Raw genomic sequence first — 20,127 nt, 5'->3', positions numbered from 1 at the left:
GCCCCGCCGGATCGCTCCGGCGAGGCCTCTCTCAGTTCGGGTCAGACCGTCGCTGTTAGGCGATGATCTTGGCGACGACGCCGGCACCGACGGTGCGGCCGCCTTCACGGATGGCGAAGCGGAGCTTCTCTTCCATGGCGATGGGCGTGATCAGTTCGACGTTCAGCTCGGCGTTGTCGCCGGGCATGATCATCTCGACGCCTTCCTTCAGGTGAACGATGCCGGTCACGTCCGTGGTGCGGAAGTAGAACTGCGGGCGATAGTTGGTGAAGAACGGCGTGTGACGGCCGCCCTCTTCCTTGGTCAGGATGTAGGCCTCGGCCAGAAACTTGGTGTGCGGGGTGATGGAGCCCGGCTTGCACAGGACCTGACCGCGCTCGACGTCCTCACGCTTGGTGCCGCGCAGCAGCACGCCGACGTTGTCGCCCGCCTGACCTTGATCGAGCAGCTTGCGGAACATTTCCACGCCGGTGCAGGTCGTCTTCTGGACGGGGCGGATGCCGACGATCTCGACTTCCTCACCGACCTTGACGATGCCGCGCTCGACACGACCCGTGACCACGGTGCCGCGACCCGAGATCGAGAACACGTCCTCGACCGGCATCAGGAAGGGCAGGTCGACCGGGCGTTCCGGTTGCGGAATGTAGGCGTCGACGGTTTCCATCAGCTTGAGAACCTGGTTCTCGCCGATTTCCGGGTTCACGCCGTCGGTCGCGGCCTTGGCCGAGCCCATGGTGATCGGAATGTCGTCGCCCGGGAACTGGTAGGACGAAAGCAGCTCGCGCACTTCCATCTCGACGAGTTCCAGCAGCTCGGCGTCGTCGACCAGGTCGACCTTGTTCATGAACACGACCAGGGCGGGCACGCCGACCTGACGGGCCAGCAGGATGTGTTCGCGGGTCTGGGGCATCGGGCCGTCGGCGGCCGACACCACCAGGATCGCGCCGTCCATCTGGGCGGCACCGGTGATCATGTTCTTCACATAGTCGGCGTGGCCGGGGCAGTCGACGTGGGCATAGTGACGGTTGGCCGTCTCATACTCGACGTGCGCCGTGTTGATCGTGATGCCGCGAGCTTTTTCTTCCGGAGCCGCGTCGATGTCGGCATAGGCCATGGCCTTGGCGCCGCCGGCCTTGGCCAGCGTCATCGTGATCGCCGCCGTCAGCGTCGTCTTGCCGTGGTCAACGTGACCGATCGTGCCGATGTTGCAATGCGGCTTGTTACGTTCGAACTTTTCCTTGGCCATTCTCTTCTCTCCGTCCCCTGAGTTGAGGGGGCATATCCTAGATTTTTCAGGGGTCCGGCGGGCGGCGCCCGCCGGGATTGGTTTGGGTTAGGCGCTGTACTTCTTGATGACTTCGTCGGCGACGTGTTGCGGCACCGGCTCGTAGTGATCGTACTGCATGGTGAAGGCCGCGCGGCCCTGCGACATGCCACGCAGCGTGTTCACATAGCCGAACATGTTGGCCAGCGGCACGAAGGCGTTCACGACGGTGGCGTTGCCGCGCATGTCCTGACCCTGGATCATGCCGCGACGACCGTTCAGGTCGCCGATGACCGAACCCAGGTAATCCTCAGGCGTCACGACCTCGACGGCCATGATCGGCTCGAGCAGCTTGGGCGCGCCCTTGTCCTTCAGTTCGCGGAAGGCGGCGCGGGCCGCGATTTCGAACGCCAGCACGCTGGAGTCGACGTCGTGGAACTTGCCGTCCGTCAGGGTCGCCTTGAAGTCGATCAGCGGGAAGCCGGCCAGCAGGCCATTGTCCTTGGACGAGTTCAGGCCCTTTTCCACGCCCGGGATATATTCCTTGGGAATGGCACCGCCGACGATCGAGTTCTCGAACACGAAGCCCGAGCCGGGTTCGCCGGGCTCGAAGGTGATCATGACGCGGGCGAACTGGCCCGTACCACCGGTCTGCTTCTTGTGGGTGTAGTCGATGTCGACCTTGCGGCCGAGCGATTCACGATAGGCGACCTGCGGCGCGCCGATGGTGGCCTCGACCTTGTAGGTGCGCTTCAGGATGTCGATCTTGATGTCCAGGTGAAGCTCGCCCATCCCCTTGAGGATGGTCTGGCCCGACTCGTGGTCGGTCGAGACGGTGAAGGACGGATCCTCCGACGCCAGCTTGGCCAGGGCGACGCCCAGCTTCTCCTGGTCGGCCTTGGTCTTGGGCTCGACCGAGATCTCGATCACGGGTGCCGGGAACTCCATCTTCTCCAGGATGACCGGCGACTTCATCGGGTCGCACAGGGTGTCGCCCGTGCGGGTGTCCTTGAGGCCGGCCAGGGCGACGATGTCGCCGGCGTAGGCTTCCTTGACGTCCTCGCGGTTGTTGGAGTGCATCTGCAGCATCCGGCCCACGCGCTCTTTCTTGTCGCGCGAGGAGTTCAGCAGGTTCTGGCCGGTTTCCATCTTGCCCGAATACAGGCGGCAGAAGGTCAGCGAGCCGACGAAGGGGTCGTCCATGATCTTGAAGGCCAGGATCGACAGAGGCTCGTCGTCCGAGGCGCGACGCACGACGGGCTCTTCGGTCTTGAAGTCGATGCCCGGCGTCGGCGGGATGTCCAGCGGCGACGGCAGGTAGTCGACGACGGCGTCGAGCAGGGTCTGAACGCCCTTGTTCTTGAACGCCGAGCCGCACAGGATCGGATAGAAGGCGCCGGTCAGCACGGCCTTGCGGATGCATTTCTTGAGCACTTCGATCGAGGGCTCGGTGCCTTCGAGGTAGGCTTCCATCGCCTCGTCATCGAGTTCGACGGCGTTGTCGATCAGGTACTGGCGGGCCTCGTTGGCCTTGTCGACCAGGTCAGCCGGGATCGGGCCGACGGTGAAGTTGGCGCCCAGGGCGTCGTTGTCCCAGACCACCGAGTTCATGGCGACGATATCGACCAGGCCGGACAGCGAGGACTCGGAGCCGATCGGGAACTGGATCGGCACGGCCTTGGCGCCCAGGCGGTCGCGGATCGACTGCACCGAGGCGTCGAAGTCGGCGCCGATCTTGTCCATCTTGTTGACGAACACGATCCGGGGAACGTTGTACTTGTCGGCCTGGCGCCAGACGGTTTCGGTCTGCGGCTCGACGCCCGCGTTGCCGTCCAGCACCGTCACGGCACCGTCGAGCACGCGCAGCGAACGCTCGACTTCGATGGTGAAGTCCACGTGGCCGGGGGTGTCGATGATGTTCAGGCGCTTGCCCTGCCAGAAGGCCGTGGTCGCAGCCGAGGTGATCGTAATCCCCCGCTCCTGCTCCTGGTCCATCCAGTCCATGGTGGCGGCACCGTCGTGGACTTCGCCGATCTTGTGGTTCTTGCCGGTGTAATACAGGATCCGCTCGGTCGTCGTCGTCTTGCCCGCATCGATGTGGGCCATGATGCCGAAGTTGCGGTAGTCCTCGAGCTTGTGCGTGCGGGCCATGAAAGCGTGCCTTGGAAAAGTTTTCAGGACGCGGTCGGCGCCCTCGGGAAGATCGGTCTGTGCGGATAAGCGGGCGCGGGCGATTTAGCTGAAACCGCCCGCGCCGGATAGTCCTAGATAGTCATGGCAGGTGACGCTTTGAAGGCGTCCCCCGCAGGCGTTACCAGCGGTAGTGGCTGAAGGCGCGGTTGGCTTCGGCCATCTTGTGGGTGTCTTCGCGCTTCTTGACCGCGGTGCCGCGGTTGTTCGAGGCGTCCAGCAGCTCGGCGGCCAGCTTTTCGGTCATGGTGTTCTCACCACGCTTGCGCGCAGCGTTCACCAGCCAGCGGATGGCCAGGGCGCGGCGACGGTCGGGACGAACCTCGACCGGCACCTGATAGGTGGCGCCGCCGACGCGACGCGAACGGACTTCAACCGACGGCTGGACGTTTTCCAGGGCGGTGTGGAAGGTCTGGACCGGCTCGAAGTCCTTCTTCTTGTCGGCTAGGATTTCGAAGGCGCCATAGACGATGTTCTCGGCGACGGCCTTCTTTCCCTCGTACATGACATAGTTCATGAACTTGGTGACGGTCAGATCCTTGTATTTGGGATCCGGCAGGACTTCGCGTTTCTGGGCGCGGTGACGACGTGACATGGGTTGGGCCTTCTAAATCGTTCTTGGGAAGCCAGATGGAACCGGCTGAATCTGTGAGTGCGGTTCGGCTTACTTCGGACGCTTGGTGCCGTAGTGCGAACGGCGCTGCTTGCGGTCCTTGACGCCTTGCGTATCGAGAACGCCGCGCAGGATGTGGTAGCGAACGCCGGGCAAATCCTTCACGCGGCCGCCGCGGATCAGGACCACCGAGTGCTCCTGAAGATTGTGGCCCTCGCCGGGGATGTAGCACACGGCTTCATAGCCGGACTTGGCCAGACGGACCTTGGCGACCTTACGCAGAGCCGAGTTCGGCTTCTTGGGGGTCGTGGTGTAAACGCGGGTGCAGACGCCGCGGCGCTGGGGCGAGCCTTCCAGGGCCGGCACCTTGTTGCGCACGGGCTTGGGCTTGCGGGGCTTGCGGATAAGCTGGTTGATCGTAGGCATTTAGGGTCTCGTCTCGACTTTTGATGGAAGCGTGTGCCTGTCGGCCGAAGCGCCTCGGTTTCCTTCTTTTGAACGCGACCTGACGGCCTCGCCCGGGGTCTTTTGAGGTGAGGTCGTGCGACCAAACGAAAAAACCGGAACGCGCGCTTCGGGCGTTCCGGCGGGCACAGCCCGTCCGTTCAATTGTCACGATCCCGGCGAAGGACGAATCCCACAGCCTCGAAAGTCCGGCGCGTTTAGCTGGAAGGGGGCTTCGGGTCAAGCGGAGCGGCCTTTGGCCCCGTTTCGTGGCCGGTAGCGGCGACAACGGCGACCTATGCTAGGCTATGGCTCGCAGTCCCCTCAAGGACGAAAGGCAGCGTCACCATGATGAAGCCGGTTCTCCGCGTCGATGGGGCGGGTGCCACGCCCTGCGGAGGCACGCCGGTCGTGGACTGGCCAAAGGCGATCTGGAACGGCGGGCTGATCGCTACCACACTCATCGCGGGGCCGGTCTTCTTCACCTGGTCCGCGTTCGTCATGTTTCTGGGCCTGACCTACCTCACGCTCCTGATCGGCCACAGTGTCGGCATGCACAGGATGCTGATCCACCGGACATTCCAGTGCAGCAAGGTCCTGGAGCGGGCCCTGATCTACATTGGCGTCATTGTCGGCGTGGTCGGACCATTCGGAATCATCCGGGTCCATGACCTTCGCGATTGGGCCCAACGACAGCCGAAATGCCACGACTTCTTCGCCCACAGGCGAAGTCTGGCCCGCGACCTAACTTGGCAGTTGTTCTACCGCTTCCGGTTCGACCGACCTCCGCGTCTGACGATCGAAGCCCGGATCGCGGACGATCCCTTCTATCGATTTCTTGAGACCACCTGGCGGTGGCAGCAGGTTCCGCTGGCTACCGGCCTCTACCTGATCGGCGGATGGCCCTGGGTCGTTTGGGGCGTCTGCGCGCGGGTCGTCGTAAGCACTGTGGGTCACTGGACGATCACCTACTTCTGCCACAACCCCGGTGAGCGGCGATGGATCGTGCAGGACGCTTATGTCCAGGCCTCCAACCTGCCCGGCCTCGGCATGCTGACCTATGGCGAGTGCTGGCACAACAATCACCATGCCTTTCCAGAGTCGGCGCGTATCGGGCTGGAAGCGGGACAGCAGGATCCCGGCTGGCTCGTCATCTCGACACTTCGCCATCTGGGCTTGGTCTGGGACGTCGGCGAACCGAGGTTGCCGAGCGCACGCGAGGACCTTCTGGATCAGACAGCCTAACCCCGCCGCGACTTCGCCATGGTTTCCCGCTCCAGTCGCGCTTCGACAGCGGGGATTCATGGGCGAGGCGGGGGTATTCAGCAGTCCGGGTCCAGGCCCGGCGGACCGCAGGCGGGCGGCGATCCTGCTCGGGTCGGTCCTGCTGCACGTCGCCGTGCTGGCGGTGATCGGGGCGGGGTTGTCGGATGCGCGGTTCGTGCCCTCAACCGAGGTTCCGATCTATCTCGAGATCGACCCGGCCCCCTCCATTGCCGGGATCACACGGACCCGTAGTCCGACGACTCCGCCTGTGCCGACCGAGGTCGCGGTGCGCCGAACCCCGGGCCCGGTGACGGAAAAGCCCTCGACTGCCTCCACCCTGACGAACCCCGCTCCGGTCCAGAACGGCGAGGTGGGCCGGCCCACACCGGCTGCTGCGACGACCGCGACGCCAGTGGTCAGGCCCGCCCCATCGCTGCGCGCGCCATCGCTACGCGCCCTGTGCCGGGGCCGTCTCGACCTGCTGACCGCCCAGCAACAGGCCGCCTGCGACAACCAGTTTGCTCAGACCGCCGCTCGGGCCACCCGCATCGCCGGCACCGGTAACCCGGAGCGCGACGCCCGGTTCGCGGCGGAGGGCGACGCGGCTCTGGACGCCTACGAACGCCGCCGCGCGCCACTCAATCCCGACAGCCGCGCCCGTCCCTGTCCGCACGACTATGACCTGAGGGGTCAGTGCGACGTCTGGGTCACCTATACCTTAAGGCGCAAATTCTGATGGCGATGATCTGGACCCGTCCGTCGGTGAACCTTCGCGACCGCCGGCTGGCCATCGTGGCCGGATCTGTGGCGCTGCACGCCCTGATCCTGACGGCCCTGGGGATCAGCACCTACGGTCTGCCCGACCCGCTGGTCAATCTGGACGAGCCGATCGTGCTGGAAATGGAGCCCCGGCCACTGCTGCCTGGCGAGACCGCGCGCGTCCCCTCCCCGGCTCGTGTCCGGCCGAACGAAACCCGCACCCTGACGCGGGACCGGACCGACCTCGCCACGCCCCCGCGCCTGACCGAGGACGACGAACGCCCCACCCCGCCCGCACCCCGCATGGCCGCCGGGGCCCCAGGCGTCGCGCCGCCCGCCGCCGCCAACCCCTGGGCCTTCACGCCAGAGACCCAAGGTGCCGCGATCGGCCGATCCCTGCGCACCGGCACGGGCGGCTGCCGGATCATGGATGGGCATCTGAGCGCCGCCGAACAGGCCCTGTGCGACGAGCGGTTCAATGCCGGGGCTGCCGCCGCCGCCGCGCGCCATCCCCTCGGCGACCGCACCCGCACCGCTTCCGTACAACGCCGCGACGAGGGCTTCGCCCGCGAAGGCGAGGCCGCCCTCAGACGCTATGAAGCGCGTCGTGCGCCGCTACGGCCCGGGCCTGGAATCGGCCTTTCGTCTCCGGACTGCCCAGGCGGCAACCTCAGCGGAAGTTGCGCCGGGGCTCATCTCCGACCGGAATTCCAGCACCCGGAAGACCGTCCGATCGACCACGCCCGGCGAGAATAACTCCCTGGCCGACGAACCGGATCACGGCGTGGCGTTCAACCGAGCGGCCATGCGCAGTTCCAGTTCGGTCCGTTGCATGGCGAACAGCAGGTCCGTCCTGATGGAATAAAGACCCTCGATAAAGGCGCGGTCCCAGTCGGTGAGTCCGCAGGGGGCTTTGCCGGACACAGCGAACAGGTTCAGAATGCTGTCTTGGCCCGGCCAGCTCGCCTGCACCGGCGCGTCAACCAGGGTCACGAAGGCGATGTAGGCGGCCAGGGCGTCCAGTCGCACGACGTCGACCTGATCGGCGTCGACGACGACCACGGCCCGCTCGATCCGTTCGGCGGTGCTCTGGGTGATCCGGCTGTCGGGGAGTTCGATCGGTTCGCCGCTGGTCCGGCTGACCCGCTCGTCGATCAGGGGCGAACGCCCCGCTGAGCCTACCCGGGTTCGATGCTCCCATCGCACCGGGGCCGAGGCGGCGACGAACTCCGACTGCTCCTGCCGCTGGTTCTGGAAGAACCGGTTGCGGTAGCGGGCCGCGAACACCTGGGCGAAACCGGGCGCATCGTCGGCGATGACGACCATCGCATTGGGTCGGCACCTGGGACGATCGACGCGGATGTTCAGCGAGACGAACACGGCCTCGATCGCCGCAGTCAGTCGCTCGTTGTCCTCGTGAACCCCGCCGATGACCCGCAGACAGAGGGGTTCGCCCCATCGGGCAATCTGGCCCCGGTTGGCACCGCGCCGCCCCGGATCGGTCAGACGACCGACGAAGGTCTCGACCGCCGCCTGGTTGGGGCCTGTCACCACAATGTCGTCCAGCGCAACGGTCGGCCCCTGCTGCACCGGCGGCGTCGGCGGCGTCTGGTCCGGCTGTGCGACCAGAAGAGCGGCAGCGACGATGGCCGATACAATCATGAGACGAGGGTCACCCCTGCCCTGCCCCTCCGTCAAGCGCCCAAAGAAAAAGGGCGGCCCCGTCGCCGGGGCCGCCCTAATTCATTCAGCCGCTGAAAGCGATCACTCGCTCTCGGCCAGCTCCAGTTGCAGATCGGCCGGCAGTGGCTCGACGGCGGCTTCCCGCGTCGAAGTCAGCATGGCGTCGCGTTCGTTGGCGACCTTTTGCAGGCTCCGCAGATAGGCGCCGGTGCCTGCCGGGATCAGCCGGCCGACGATGACGTTCTCCTTGAGGCCTTCCAGCATGTCCTTCTTGCCGTGGACCGAGGCGTCGGTAAGGACGCGCGTGGTTTCCTGGAAGGACGCCGCCGAGATGAAGCTGCGGGTCTGCAGCGACGCCTTGGTGATGCCGAGCAGGACGGGCTGGGTGGTGGCGATGCGGCCCCCACGCTTCTCGACCTTCTCGTTCTCGATCACGGCTTCCGCGACCTCGACCGTGTCGCCACGGATCAGGGTGGTTTCGCCCGAGTCGAGGATCTCGACCTTCTGCAGCATCTGGCGAACGATCACCTCGATGTGCTTGTCGTTGATCGGCACGCCCTGCAGGCGATAGACCTCCTGCACTTCGTTGACCAGATATTCGGCCAGCGCCTCAACCCCTTGAATACGCAGCAGATCGTGCGGATCGGGGTTGCCGTCGATGATGTAGTCGCCCTTCTGGATCAGATCGCCGTCGTGGACGGAGATGTGTTTGCCCTTCGGGATCAGGAACTCGACCGGTTCGCCCTGGTTGCCATCGGCATCCGGCTCCGGCGTGATCTTGATGCGGCGCTTGTTCTTGTAGTCGCGACCGAATTCGACGCGACCGTCCATCTCGGCGATGACCGCGCAGTCCTTGGGACGACGGGCTTCGAACAGCTCGGCCACCCGCGGCAGACCGCCGGTGATGTCGCGGGTCTTGGCACCCTCGGTCGGGATACGGGCCAGGATCTCGCCGGGCTTCACTTCATCGCCGTTGGCGACGGAGAGAATGGCACCGACGGGCAGCAGGTAACGGGCGTCGGAGCCCGAGGCCAGCTTGGCATAGGCGTCACCCAGGGTGATGCCCATGGCCGGACGCAGGTCTGAACCGCGCGGCGATGCACGCCAGTCGATGACGACGCGCTGGGCGATACCCGTCGCTTCGTCGGTTTCCTCGCGGAACGACAGGCCTTCGGTCAGATCCTCGAAGCGGACGATGCCGCCCACTTCGGTCAGGATCGGGGTGGTGTAGGGATCCCACTCGGCCAGACGCTGGTTCTTCTTGACCGTCTCGCCTTCCTTGACCCGCAGACGACCGCCGTAGGGGATCTTGTAGCTTTCGCGATCCTTGCCATCGACCATGACGGTGACGACGACGTTGCGGCTCATGGAGACCAGATCGCCGTGCGCGGCCGTGACGGTCGGGCCCACGATCTTGATCTCGCCGGCGTTGGTCGCCTCGTAGAACGAGGTTTCCGCCACCTGGGCCGTACCGCCGATGTGGAAGGTCCGCATCGTCAACTGGGTGCCCGGCTCGCCGATCGATTGCGCCGCGATGACGCCGACCGCTTCGCCGATGTTGACGTTGGTGCCGCGCGCCAGGTCACGGCCGTAGCACATGCCGCAGATGCCGGCCTCGGCCTCGCAGGTCAGGGCCGAACGGACCTTGACCGACTGGACGCCCTCGCGGTCGATGACCTCGACCACGTCCTCCACCAGATAGGTGTCGGCCGGGAACAGGACGGTGTCCGTGCCCGGGGCCTTGATGTCCTCGGCGTTGTAGCGACCCAGGACGCGCTGGCCCAGCGAGACCAGGACGTCTCCGCCCTCGACCACGGCCCGCAGGGTGATGCCCCGCGTGGACTTGCAGTCTTCCTCGGTAACGATCGAGTCCTGTGCCACGTCCACCAGACGACGGGTCAGGTAACCCGAGTTGGCGGTCTTCAGCGCGGTGTCGGCGAGGCCCTTGCGGGCGCCGTGGGTCGAGTTGAAGTATTCGAGGACGGTCAGGCCTTCCTTGAAGTTCGACACGATCGGGGTCTCGATGATCTCGCCGGACGGCTTGGCCATCAGGCCGCGCATCCCGCCGAGCTGCTTCATCTGGGCCTGCGAACCACGGGCGCCGGAGTTGGCCATCATGAACACCGAGTTGATCTCGGCGGTACGACCGCTGGCCAGGACGCGCGGTTGCGCGATCTCACCCATCATCTCGTCGGCGACCTTGTCCGTGGCCTTGGCCCAGGCGTCGACGACCTTGTTGTACTTCTCGCCCTTGGTGATCAGGCCGTCGGCGTACTGCTGCTCGTACTCTTCGACCAGGGTGCGGGTGGCGGCGACGATCTCGACCTTCTTGGCCGGGATCACGATGTCGTCCTTGCCGAAGGAAATGCCGGCCTTGGCCGCTTCCTTGAAGCCGAGACCCATCATCTGGTCGGCGAAGATCACCGTCGCCTTCTGACCGCAGTGGCGATAGACCACATCGATCAGGTTGCCGATTTCCTTTTTGGTCAGGTTCTTCTCGAGCAGGCGGTAACCGACGTTCGGGTTCTTGGGCAGGAGCGCGCCCAACTTCATCCGGCCCGGCGTCGAGTCGATCACGCGGGTGATCGCGTTGCCTTCCTTGTCTTCCTCGGTCCAGCGCGCCTTGATGCGGGTGTGCAGGGTCACGACACCGGCGTCGAGCGCCGCGTCGATCTCGCCCATGTTGGCGAACAGCTTGCCCTCGCCGGGCTCACCGTCCTTGACCAGGGAGATGTAGTACAGGCCGAGCACGATATCCTGCGACGGCACGATGATCGGCTTGCCGTTGGCGGGCGACAGGATGTTGTTGGTCGACATCATCAGGACGCGCGCCTCGAGTTGCGCCTCCAGCGACAGCGGGACGTGGACAGCCATCTGGTCGCCGTCGAAGTCGGCGTTGAAGGCGGCGCAGACCAGGGGGTGCAACTGGATGGCCTTGCCCTCGATCAGCTTGGGCTCGAACGCCTGGATGCCCAGACGGTGAAGCGTCGGCGCCCGGTTCAGCATGACCGGGTGTTCGCGGATCACCTCTTCGAGGATGTCCCACACCTGGGGCTGTTCGCGCTCGACCATGCGCTTGGACTGTTTGACGGTGCCCGACAGACCCTTGGCGTCGAGGCGCGCATAGATGAACGGCTTGAACAGCTCGAGCGCCATCTTCTTGGGCAGGCCGCACTCGTGCAGCTTCAGGTCGGGACCGACCACGATGACCGAACGGCCCGAATAGTCGACGCGCTTGCCCAGAAGGTTCTGACGGAAGCGGCCCTGCTTGCCCTTCAGCATGTCGGCGAGCGACTTCAGCGGACGCTTGTTGGCACCCGTGATGACGCGACCGCGACGGCCGTTGTCGAACAGGGCGTCGACCGATTCCTGCAGCATCCGCTTTTCGTTGCGGATGATGATGTCCGGCGCACGGAGCTCCATCAGGCGCTTCAGGCGGTTGTTCCGGTTGATGACCCGGCGATACAGGTCGTTCAGGTCGGAGGTCGCGAAACGACCGCCGTCCAGCGGCACCAGCGGGCGCAGTTCCGGCGGGATGACCGGAACGACCGTCAGGATCATCCACTCGGGCTTGTTGCCGGACTCGAGGAAGGCCTCGATCAGCTTCAGGCGCTTGGACGCCTTCTTGGCCTTCATTTCCGAGGGGCTGTCGGCCAGTTCGCCACGGTGACGCTCGGCCTCGGCGTTGAGGTCGATGTTCATGAGCAGGTGGCGCACAGCCTCGGCACCGATCTCGGCGGTGAAGCCGTCATCGCCGAACTCGTCCTGGTAGCGATAGAACTCGTCTTCCGTCAGCAGCTGGTTCTGCTTCAGCGGGGTCAGGCCCGGCTCGGTGATGATGTAGTTCTCGAAGTAGAGCACCCGCTCCACGTCCTTCAGCGCCATGTCGAGCATCAGCGAGATGCGCGACGGCAGGGACTTCAGGAACCAGATGTGGGCGACCGGAGACGCCAGTTCGATGTGGCCCATCCGCTCGCGCCGAACGCGGGCCAGGGTGACCTCCACGCCGCATTTCTCGCAGATGATGCCCTTATATTTCATGCGCTTGTACTTGCCGCACAGGCATTCGTAATCCTTGGTCGGGCCAAAGATGCGCGCGCAGAACAGGCCGTCACGCTCGGGCTTGAACGTGCGATAGTTTATCGTCTCGGGCTTCTTGATCTCGCCGAACGACCACGAGCGGATCTTTTCAGGCGAGGCCAGGGCGATCTTGATCTGGTCGAAGGTCGGAGTGACCGGGACCGCGTTGAAGATGTTCAGGACTTCCTGGTTCATCTTTGTTCCTTCTGCGGACTAACCGCGAAATTTATACAGATGGAGAGAGCGAGGACCGTCCCTCCCCGCTTGCGCGAGGAGGGATCATTCGGTCGGTCAGCTGTTCTCCAGCTCCACGTTCAGGCCCAGCGAACGCATTTCCTTGATGAGAACGTTGAAGCTCTCGGGAATGCCCGCCTCGAAGCTGTCGTCGCCGCGGACGATGGCCTCGTAGACCTTGGTCCGGCCGGCCACGTCGTCGGACTTCACCGTCAGCATTTCCTGCAGGGTATAGGCGGCGCCGTAGGCTTCCAGAGCCCAGACCTCCATCTCCCCGAAGCGCTGTCCGCCGAACTGCGCCTTGCCGCCCAGCGGTTGCTGGGTGACGAGCGAGTACGGTCCGATCGAACGGGCGTGGATCTTGTCGTCGACCAGGTGGTGCAGCTTCAGCATGTAGATATAGCCGACCGTGACCGGACGCTTGAACTGCTCGCCGGTCTGGCCGTCATAGACGATCGACTGACCCGAACGCTCAAGACCGGCCGATTCCAGCAGATCCTCGATGTCCGAGATGTGCGCGCCGTCGAACACCGGGGTGGCGAACGGAACGCCCTTGGACAGGTTGCGCGACAGCTCGATCAGGTCGTCCTCGTCCTGCGGCAGAGGGGTTTCCTTGCCGTAGATCTCGGTCAGGCGATCGACGAGCGCCTGCTTCTGGCCCCCGTGCTGCCAGGCTTCCAGCAGACCGGCGATCTGCTTGCCGAGGCCCGCAGCCGCCCAACCCAGGTGGGTCTCGAAGATCTGACCGATGTTCATGCGCGAAGGCACGCCAAGCGGGTTCAGAACGACGTCCACCGAGGTGCCGTCTTCCAGGTGCGGCATGTCCTCGATCGGCAGGATCTTGGAAATGACGCCCTTGTTGCCGTGACGTCCGGCCATCTTGTCGCCGGGCTGAAGCTTGCGCTTCACGGCCACGAAGACCTTGACCATCTTCATCACGCCGGGGGGCAGTTCGTCGCCGCGTTGCAGCTTCTCGACCTTGTCCTCGAAGCGACGGTCCAGTGCCTTGCGAGCGTTCTCGAACTGGGCCTTCATGGCTTCCAGCTCACCCATGGCCTTTTCGTCGTCGAGGGCGATCTGCCACCACAGGCCGCGCGACACCTCGCCCAGCTTCTCTTCGGTGACCTCGCCACGGCCCATGCCCTTCGGACCGGCGGTGGCGTTCTTGCCCAGCACAAGCGGCTTCAGGCGGCCGTAGACGTTGCGTTCCAGGATCGCGAGTTCGTCGTCGCGGTCCTTGCCCAGGCGTTCGATTTCCGAACGCTCGATCGACATGGCGCGCTCGTCCTTGTCGACGCCGTGGCGGTTGAACACCCGCACGTCGACGACCGTGCCGGCGACGCCGGGCGGCAGGCGGAGCGAGGTGTCGCGGACGTCCGAAGCCTTCTCGCCGAAGATGGCGCGCAGCAGCTTCTCTTCCGGGGTCATCGGGCTCTCGCCCTTGGGCGTAACCTTGCCGCACAGGATGTCGCCCGGCTGGACCTCGGCGCCGATGGCCACGATGCCGGCCTCGTCGAGGTTGCGCAGCGCTTCCTCGCCGACGTTGGGGATGTCGCGGGTGATTTCTTCAGGCCCCAGCTTGGTGTCGCGGGCCATCACCTCGAACTCGTCGATGTGGATCGAGGTGAAGACGTCGTCGCGCACGATGCGCTCCGAGATCAGGATCGAGTCCTCGAAGTTGTAGCCATTCCACGGCATGAAGGCGACCAGCGCGTTCCGGCCCAGGGCCAGGTCGCCCAGGTCCGTCGACGGACCGTCGGCGATGACGTCGCCGAACTTGACCTCATCGCCGACACGCACGATCGGGCGCTGGTTGATGCAGGTCGACTGGTTGGACCGCTGGAACTTCGACAGACGATAGATGTCGACGCCCGAGCGGGCGGCGTCCAGTTCGCCGGTGGCGCGCACCACGATACGGGTGCCGTCGATCTGTTCGACGACGCCGTCACGGCGGGCCACGACCACAGCGCCCGAGTCACGGGCGACCACGGCTTCCATGCCGGTGCCGACCAGTGGCGCATCGGACTGCACCAGGGGCACGGCCTGACGCTGCATGTTCGCGCCCATCAGGGCCCGGTTGGCGTCGTCGTTTTCAAGGAAGGGGATCAGGGCGGCGGCGACCGAAACGACCTGTTTCGGCGACACGTCCATCATGTCGACGTCGGCCTTGTTGAGCAGCTGCGATTCACCGTTGATCCGGCCGGGGACCAGATCCTCGACGATCTCGCCGTCCTTGAGGGCGATGTTCGCCTGGGCGATCGTGTATTTCGACTCCTCCATGGCCGAGATGTAGACCACCTCGTTCTGGGCGATGCCGTCCTTCACGCGACGGTAGGGGCTCTCGATGAACCCGTACTTGTTCACGCGAGCGTGGGTCGCCAGCGAGTTGATCAGGCCGATGTTCGGGCCTTCCGGCGTTTCGATCGGGCAGATGCGGCCGTAGTGGGTCGGGTGAACGTCGCGGACCTCGAAACCCGCGCGCTCGCGCGTCAGACCGCCCGGGCCAAGCGCCGACAGGCGACGCTTGTGGGTGATCTCGGACAGCGGGTTCGTCTGGTCCATGAACTGCGACAGCTGCGACGAGCCGAAGAACTCGCGCACCGAGGCGGCGGCCGGCTTGGCGTTGATCAGGTCGTGCGGCATCACCGTGTCGATATCGACCGACGACATGCGCTCCTTGATGGCGCGCTCCATGCGCAGCAGGCCGACGCGGTACTGGTTCTCCAGCAGTTCGCCCACCGAACGGACCCGGCGGTTGCCCAGGTTGTCGATGTCGTCGATCTCGCCGCGGCCGTCCTTCAGGCCGACCAGGATCTGCAGGACCTTCAGGACGTCGTCTTTGCGCAGGACGCGGATCTCGTCCGAAACCTCGGGGGTCTCCAGACGCATGTTCATCTTCACGCGACCCACGGCCGACAGGTCGTAGCGTTCGGCGTCGAAGAACAGCGAGTTGAACATCGCCTCGGCCGCTTCGGGGGTCGGCGGTTCGCCGGGGCGCATCACGCGATAGATGTCGAACAGCGCATCCTCGCGACCGGCCGACTTATCGACCCGCAGGGTGTTGCGCATGTAGGCGCCGACCGTGACGTGGTCGATGTCCAGCACGTCGATGGTGGTGAAGCCGCGCTCTTCCAGCAGCTCGATCGTCGGCGCATCCAGCTCGTCGCCGGCCTCGGCGTAGATCTCGCCGGTCTCATAGTTGACGGCGTCGGCGGCCAGGTAACGGGTCACCAGGGCGTCGGCGGCCAGCGACAGCGACTTGGTGGTGTCACCCAGCTTCTTGGCTGCGCGGGCGCTGATCTTCTGACCGGCCTGGGCGATCACTTCGCCGGTGTCGGCGTCGACCAGGTCGAACTCGGGCTTCACGCCCCTCCAGCGCTCGGGCTTGTAGGGGGTGACCCAGCCTTCGCCACGCTTCTCGTACGGCACGGTCTCATAGAAGGTGCGCAGGATTTCCTCGCCGTCCATGCCCAGGGCATAGAGGAAGGTGGTCGCCGGCAGTTTGCGGCGACGGTCGATACGCACGAACACCACGTCCTTGGCGTCGAACTCGAAGTCGAGCCACGAGCCGCGATAGGGAATGACGCGGGCGGCGAAGAGCAGCTTGCCCGACGAGTGGGTCTTGCCCTTGTCGTGGTCGAAGAACACGCCCGGCGAACGGTGCATCTGCGAGACGATCACGCGCTCGGTGCCGTTGACGATGAACGTGCCCTTGTCCGTCATCAGGGGGATGTCCCCCATGTAGACGTCCTGTTCCTTGATGTCCTTGACCGAGCGGGCGCCGGTTTCCTCGTCCGCTTCGAACACGATCAGGCGCAGCTTGACCTTCAGCGGCGCGGCATAGGTCATGTCGCGCTGGATGCATTCCTCGACGTCGTACTTGGGATCTTCGAACTCGTACGAGACGTACTCCAGCACGGCGCGTTCGTTGAAGTCCTTGATCGGGAAGACCGACTTGAACACCGCCTCGATGCCCTGCTCCTTGCGGACGCCGGGGCGCACTTCGCGTTGCAGGAACTGCTCGTAGGAGGCGCGCTGAACCTCGATCAGGTTTGGCATCTCGACGGCTTCGGGGATGCGTCCAAAGGACTTGCGAATCCGCTTCTTGCCGGTGAAGGTCGTAGCCGATGCGATCTGACCGTTGATGGCGAGACCGTTCAGGACGTCAGTCATTCAATGTTTCCCAATCGACACGGCGTGACCCGTGCGAGAAATGCAGTGGCACGACGCGCCTCTCGGCGGCCGTGACAATCGGTTTCGGCTCCCACCCTCGGACCGCGAAACGGTCCAGGAAGCCTGAAATCTGTGAGCTCCTTGGGAGAAGGAGCCACGCCTTCGCTCGGTCGGAGGGCGACGGACCGGGCCTCGGCGCTTTCGCGCGGAATCATGGAGGTGATTGCGGAACGCGGACGTATACTCGCTTTGACGGCGAAATAAAGACCGATCCACAAGGAACTTGCGTCTTTTTCAAACGATCGCTTAACCGTCGCCCGGTTCGCGAGAAGCCGACTTCGCACCGATGGAAACCACTGCTAGCTTCACCGCCATGAAACGCATCGCCCTCGCCGCCGCCCTGGCTCTCTCCGCCGCCCTGTCCGCCTGCGCCTCCGGCCCGCCCGAGACCTTGCTGATGGCCGCGCCGTCGGATGCGTCGTCCTGGGTTCCGGCGCAACGAGGCTATCTGGCCTGGTCCTCGACTCGTCGCGGCTGGACCGTCGCCCCGTCGGGCCTGCAGTACAAGCGTGTCGGTCGCGCCCAGCCCAATGCTCCTATGCCGACCTCTGCCGACGTCGTCCGCGTCCACTATCGCGGGACCCTGATCAACGGCCAGGAGTTCGACAGCTCCTACGCCCGCAACGAGCCCGCCGAATTTCCTCTGAGCCGCGTCATCCGTGGCTGGACCGAGGGCGTCGCCCTGATGCGCGTGGGCGAGACCTATGATTTCGTCATCCCCGCCGACCTGGCCTATGGCCCCCGCGCCATGGGATCGGACATCCCGGCCAACTCGACCCTGCTCTTCCGGGTCCAACTGCTGGCCATCAATCCGTCGACGACGCCCGCCGGCTGAGACTATCCGCAGTCCACCGACTTGATGATGCCCGTCGCCTCATCGAAGCGGACGTTCAGCCGGTCCGGGCGATAGTCTCGGGTGGTCGGACAGGTCGTGCAGACGATGCGGACATTGGCACCCGGCGCGAAATCCACAGCGCCCATGTGAGAGCCGATCAGCGACTTCGCGGCCTCGGCATCGCACCGCTGCGGCCCGCCGGGCGTCGGGCCGGGAGCGGGCGCCTCTGCACACGCCGCCATCGCGGCGAGGCCGGCGATCGCTGCGACAATTCTCATCCGCATCGGACCTGCTCCACCACTTCCGTCTCGGCGTTGAAGAAGATGTTCTGGCGATAGGGCGAGAAGTCCATCGTCACCGCACAGGTGGTGCAGACCACGCGCCGGTTGACGACATCGACCGGTACCGGGATCTCCCGCTTGTTCCGCCCCACCAGCCACTGCAGCTCGGACGCCTTGCACAGGTCGGGCTCACCATCGGGCATCTTGGAGCCCACGGGCTGGGTCGCCTCAGCCTCGGCGACCACAGCGGGAGCGGGCGGCGGCGCAGCGGCCGGCGTCGAACACGCGCCCAGCAACATGACCGCGATCAGGCCGCCTTTTGCCAGCCCTCGTCCGTCTGCTTCCAGTAGGCCAGTTCGGCCCCCTGCCCCTTCAGCACCCGCCAACGTTCCCGCGCGCCGTGCAGCGCCGTCTCGTCCCGACCGTCGAAGATGATGAAGCATCGCGCGTAGCCTTCCGTTTCGCCCAGTTCAGAGCCATCGACGATGAACAGCGCCTGAGCGCCGTTCGGGTTCTCCGAAGCGGACGTCAAAAGGATCGGCTGGCGATCGGCATGGGGCTCGTCGGCCCGGCCGTGCGCCAGAAAGCTGTCGTCCCGCCAGATCCACAGCCGCTCGTCGATATCCTCGAGCCGATGGGCGTCGGCGACCTTCACCAACGCCCGCCAGCCACGCTTCAACGTCCGGTCCAGCAACTCCGGCAGCACCTGATCCAGCGACGATCGCTCCAGGTGGTAGAACCAGAATTCCGTACCCGACGCCTCGGACATCAGCCCTCGTACGAATCCGCCACCATCCGGTCGAGCGTGCGCACGCCGAAGCCGACGGGGCCGTCCGGAACCGTGTTGATCGTCGACTTGTTGACCCAGGCCGTCGGGGCGATGTCCAGGTGCGCCCAGGGGGTGCCGTTGACGAAGCGTTGCAGGAACAAGGCGGCCGTGATCGAACCGCCGGCGCGTCCGTTGCCGACGTTCTTCACATCGGCGATCGGGCTGTCGATGTGCTTTTCGTACTGCTTCGGCAGAGGCATCCGCCAGAAATTTTCGCCGACCTTTTCTGCTGCCGCGAAGATCGGCCCGGCGACGGCCTCGTCGTTGGAATACAGCGCCGCATAGTCCAGCCCCAGGGCCACGATCGCGGCACCCGTCAGGGTGGCCAGATCGATCATGAATTTCGGCTTGAACCGGTCCTGAGTGTACCAGAGGGCATCGGCCAGGACGAGGCGACCCTCGGCGTCCGTGTTGATCACCTCGACCGACTGGCCGGACATGGAGATGACCACGTCGCCTGGGCGCTGGGCGTTGCCGTCGGGCATGTTCTCGACCAGGCCCAGAACGCCGACGGCATTGACCTTGGCCTTGCGGCCGGCCAGCGCGTGCATCAGGCCGGCGACAGCGGCCGCGCCGCCCATGTCCCACTTCATGTCCTCCATGCCCTCGGCGGGCTTGATGGAGATACCGCCGGTGTCGAAACAGACGCCCTTGCCGACGAAGCCCAGGGGCTGGGCGCCGGGTTCGCCACCGTTCCACTGGATCACGGCCAGCTGGCTCTCGCGGCGGCTGCCCTGGCCGACGCCGAGCAGGGTCCACATCCCAAGCGCCTCCATCTCGGCCTCGCCGAGAATCTCGACCTTGAGGCCCAGTCGTTCCAGATCCTTGACCCGTCGGGCGAACTCGGCCGGATAAAGGACGTTGGCGGGCTCGGCGACCAGGTCGCGCGCGAACACCACCGCATCGGCGACCGCCGACATCGGCTCGTAGGCGGCCTCAGCGGCGCGCAGGTCCGAGGTCACGATCCGCACCGTGGTCACCGAAGCGATCTTCTCGGGCTTCAGCGTCGTGCGGTACTTGTTGAACGTATAAGCGGCCAGTCGCACCGCGAACGCGGCCCTCGCCGCCTGCTCGGGCGTCAGATGACCGAAATCCAGCGTCAGGGTCTCGGCCCCCGAAAGCTTGACCGCATGATAGGCCGCGCCGGCTGCCGTCTCGATGCCGGCCTCGGTGAGCTCGTCCTTGCCCGTGCCGACCAGCAGCACGGTCTTGGCCTCGACCCCGCTGGGTCCGGCGACGACCAGCGTCGTATTCTCCGCCCCCGTGAACCGGCCGGCCGACATGGCGCGGCCCAGAGCCCCACCGGTCGCCGCATCGTGTTCGGGGCCCTTGCCGGCCAGGACACGGCCGTCGCCGACCAATACGGCCAGCACATCGGTAACGCCCGAAACGGCGACGAATTCGATCTTCATGAAA

The 20,127-nt window shown here is 65.3% G+C and carries 15 protein-coding genes; 4 read left to right on the top strand and 11 right to left on the bottom strand.

Going from position 1 to position 20,127, the window contains the following annotated elements; all coding sequences use genetic code 11:
* Positions 1 to 55: 55 nt before the first annotated feature.
* The 4 genes from tuf to rpsL all read right to left on the bottom strand — a co-directional run bounded on the left by tuf (position 56) and on the right by rpsL (position 4,493).
* Positions 56 to 1,246, bottom strand: a complete 1,191-nt coding sequence (gene tuf, locus O5K39_RS09750; RefSeq protein WP_271144717.1) for an elongation factor Tu — start codon at positions 1,244 to 1,246, stop codon at positions 56 to 58.
* Between the two features lie 87 nt (positions 1,247 to 1,333).
* A complete protein-coding gene (fusA, locus tag O5K39_RS09745; RefSeq protein ID WP_271147071.1) occupies positions 1,334 to 3,415 on the bottom strand; it encodes an elongation factor G in 2,082 nt (693 codons plus the stop codon).
* A gap of 160 nt (positions 3,416 to 3,575) precedes the next feature.
* Positions 3,576 to 4,049 (bottom strand): 30S ribosomal protein S7, encoded by a 474-nt coding sequence (rpsG, locus tag O5K39_RS09740; protein WP_056615544.1) that lies wholly within the window; start codon positions 4,047 to 4,049, stop codon positions 3,576 to 3,578.
* A 69-nt stretch (positions 4,050 to 4,118) separates the two neighbouring features.
* Positions 4,119 to 4,493, bottom strand: coding sequence for a 30S ribosomal protein S12 (gene rpsL / locus O5K39_RS09735; protein ID WP_013269204.1), 375 nt, complete (start codon positions 4,491 to 4,493; stop codon positions 4,119 to 4,121).
* Positions 4,494 to 4,859: 366 nt separating this feature from the next.
* On the opposite strand from rpsL, the gene O5K39_RS09730 reads away from it, so the two are divergent.
* The 3 genes from O5K39_RS09730 to O5K39_RS09720 are packed head-to-tail and all read left to right on the top strand — an operon-like array spanning position 4,860 to position 7,292.
* Positions 4,860 to 5,756 (top strand): acyl-CoA desaturase, encoded by an 897-nt coding sequence (locus tag O5K39_RS09730; protein WP_271147070.1) that lies wholly within the window; start codon positions 4,860 to 4,862, stop codon positions 5,754 to 5,756.
* A gap of 58 nt (positions 5,757 to 5,814) precedes the next feature.
* Complete coding sequence (locus O5K39_RS09725) at positions 5,815 to 6,513, top strand: hypothetical protein (RefSeq protein ID WP_271147069.1); 699 nt, start codon at positions 5,815 to 5,817, stop codon at positions 6,511 to 6,513.
* Entirely contained in the window at positions 6,513 to 7,292 is a 780-nt protein-coding gene (locus O5K39_RS09720; protein ID WP_271147068.1) for a hypothetical protein, read from the top strand. Before O5K39_RS09725 ends, O5K39_RS09720 begins: the two co-directional genes overlap by 1 nt.
* Positions 7,293 to 7,313: 21 nt before the next feature.
* On the opposite strand, the gene O5K39_RS09715 is transcribed toward O5K39_RS09720, so the two are convergent.
* The 3 genes from O5K39_RS09715 to rpoB all read right to left on the bottom strand — a co-directional run bounded on the left by O5K39_RS09715 (position 7,314) and on the right by rpoB (position 16,706).
* Complete coding sequence (locus O5K39_RS09715) at positions 7,314 to 8,198, bottom strand: hypothetical protein (protein ID WP_271147067.1); 885 nt, start codon at positions 8,196 to 8,198, stop codon at positions 7,314 to 7,316.
* A gap of 102 nt (positions 8,199 to 8,300) precedes the next feature.
* A complete protein-coding gene (rpoC, locus tag O5K39_RS09710; RefSeq protein WP_271147066.1) occupies positions 8,301 to 12,494 on the bottom strand; it encodes a DNA-directed RNA polymerase subunit beta' in 4,194 nt (1,397 codons plus the stop codon).
* Positions 12,495 to 12,590: 96 nt separating this feature from the next.
* Positions 12,591 to 16,706 (bottom strand): DNA-directed RNA polymerase subunit beta, encoded by a 4,116-nt coding sequence (rpoB, locus tag O5K39_RS09705; RefSeq protein WP_271147065.1) that lies wholly within the window; start codon positions 16,704 to 16,706, stop codon positions 12,591 to 12,593.
* Positions 16,707 to 17,052: 346 nt separating this feature from the next.
* On the opposite strand from rpoB, the gene O5K39_RS09700 reads away from it, so the two are divergent.
* Positions 17,053 to 17,601 (top strand): FKBP-type peptidyl-prolyl cis-trans isomerase, encoded by a 549-nt coding sequence (locus O5K39_RS09700; RefSeq protein ID WP_271147064.1) that lies wholly within the window; start codon positions 17,053 to 17,055, stop codon positions 17,599 to 17,601.
* A gap of 2 nt (positions 17,602 to 17,603) precedes the next feature.
* Here the strand turns inward: O5K39_RS09700 and O5K39_RS09695 are convergent, their stop codons facing one another.
* Genes O5K39_RS09695 through O5K39_RS09680 form a run of 4 tightly spaced genes read right to left on the bottom strand, consistent with a single transcriptional unit; the run spans position 17,604 to position 20,123 of the window.
* Positions 17,604 to 17,885 carry a hemolysin gene (locus tag O5K39_RS09695; RefSeq protein WP_271147063.1) on the bottom strand — a complete coding sequence of 94 codons (282 nt, stop codon included), beginning with the start codon at positions 17,883 to 17,885 and terminating at the stop codon, positions 17,604 to 17,606.
* Positions 17,876 to 18,181 (bottom strand): hypothetical protein, encoded by a 306-nt coding sequence (locus tag O5K39_RS09690; protein ID WP_271147062.1) that lies wholly within the window; start codon positions 18,179 to 18,181, stop codon positions 17,876 to 17,878. The genes O5K39_RS09695 and O5K39_RS09690 overlap by 10 nt, the downstream gene beginning before the upstream one ends.
* A gap of 8 nt (positions 18,182 to 18,189) precedes the next feature.
* Complete coding sequence (locus tag O5K39_RS09685) at positions 18,190 to 18,651, bottom strand: DNA polymerase III subunit chi (protein WP_271147061.1); 462 nt, start codon at positions 18,649 to 18,651, stop codon at positions 18,190 to 18,192.
* On the bottom strand, positions 18,651 to 20,123 hold the full coding sequence (locus tag O5K39_RS09680; protein ID WP_271147060.1) for a leucyl aminopeptidase: 1,473 nt from the start codon (positions 20,121 to 20,123) through the stop codon (positions 18,651 to 18,653). The genes O5K39_RS09685 and O5K39_RS09680 overlap by 1 nt, the downstream gene beginning before the upstream one ends.
* Positions 20,124 to 20,127 lie beyond the last annotated feature (4 nt).

Source organism: Brevundimonas sp. NIBR10 (assembly GCF_027912515.1).
GTDB lineage: Bacteria > Pseudomonadota > Alphaproteobacteria > Caulobacterales > Caulobacteraceae > Brevundimonas.
Note: the sequence above shows the minus strand (reverse complement) of the source record. Positions and strands in the feature narration are given on the sequence as shown.

Excerpts from the sequence above, each read along its gene's own strand:
- tuf (WP_271144717.1), bottom strand. The coding sequence starts at position 1,246 with ATGGCCAAGGAAAAGTTCGAACGTAACAAGCCGCATTGCAACATCGGC.
- fusA (WP_271147071.1), bottom strand. The coding sequence starts at position 3,415 with ATGGCCCGCACGCACAAGCTCGAGGACTACCGCAACTTCGGCATCATG.
- rpsG (WP_056615544.1), bottom strand. The coding sequence starts at position 4,049 with ATGTCACGTCGTCACCGCGCCCAGAAACGCGAAGTCCTGCCGGATCCC.
- rpsL (WP_013269204.1), bottom strand. The coding sequence starts at position 4,493 with ATGCCTACGATCAACCAGCTTATCCGCAAGCCCCGCAAGCCCAAGCCC.
- O5K39_RS09730 (WP_271147070.1), top strand. The coding sequence starts at position 4,860 with ATGATGAAGCCGGTTCTCCGCGTCGATGGGGCGGGTGCCACGCCCTGC.
- O5K39_RS09725 (WP_271147069.1), top strand. The coding sequence starts at position 5,815 with ATGGGCGAGGCGGGGGTATTCAGCAGTCCGGGTCCAGGCCCGGCGGAC.
- O5K39_RS09720 (WP_271147068.1), top strand. The coding sequence starts at position 6,513 with ATGGCGATGATCTGGACCCGTCCGTCGGTGAACCTTCGCGACCGCCGG.
- O5K39_RS09715 (WP_271147067.1), bottom strand. The coding sequence starts at position 8,198 with ATGATTGTATCGGCCATCGTCGCTGCCGCTCTTCTGGTCGCACAGCCG.
- rpoC (WP_271147066.1), bottom strand. The coding sequence starts at position 12,494 with ATGAACCAGGAAGTCCTGAACATCTTCAACGCGGTCCCGGTCACTCCG.
- rpoB (WP_271147065.1), bottom strand. The coding sequence starts at position 16,706 with ATGACTGACGTCCTGAACGGTCTCGCCATCAACGGTCAGATCGCATCG.
- O5K39_RS09700 (WP_271147064.1), top strand. The coding sequence starts at position 17,053 with ATGGAAACCACTGCTAGCTTCACCGCCATGAAACGCATCGCCCTCGCC.
- O5K39_RS09695 (WP_271147063.1), bottom strand. The coding sequence starts at position 17,885 with ATGCGGATGAGAATTGTCGCAGCGATCGCCGGCCTCGCCGCGATGGCG.
- O5K39_RS09690 (WP_271147062.1), bottom strand. The coding sequence starts at position 18,181 with ATGTTGCTGGGCGCGTGTTCGACGCCGGCCGCTGCGCCGCCGCCCGCT.
- O5K39_RS09685 (WP_271147061.1), bottom strand. The coding sequence starts at position 18,651 with ATGTCCGAGGCGTCGGGTACGGAATTCTGGTTCTACCACCTGGAGCGA.
- O5K39_RS09680 (WP_271147060.1), bottom strand. The coding sequence starts at position 20,123 with ATGAAGATCGAATTCGTCGCCGTTTCGGGCGTTACCGATGTGCTGGCC.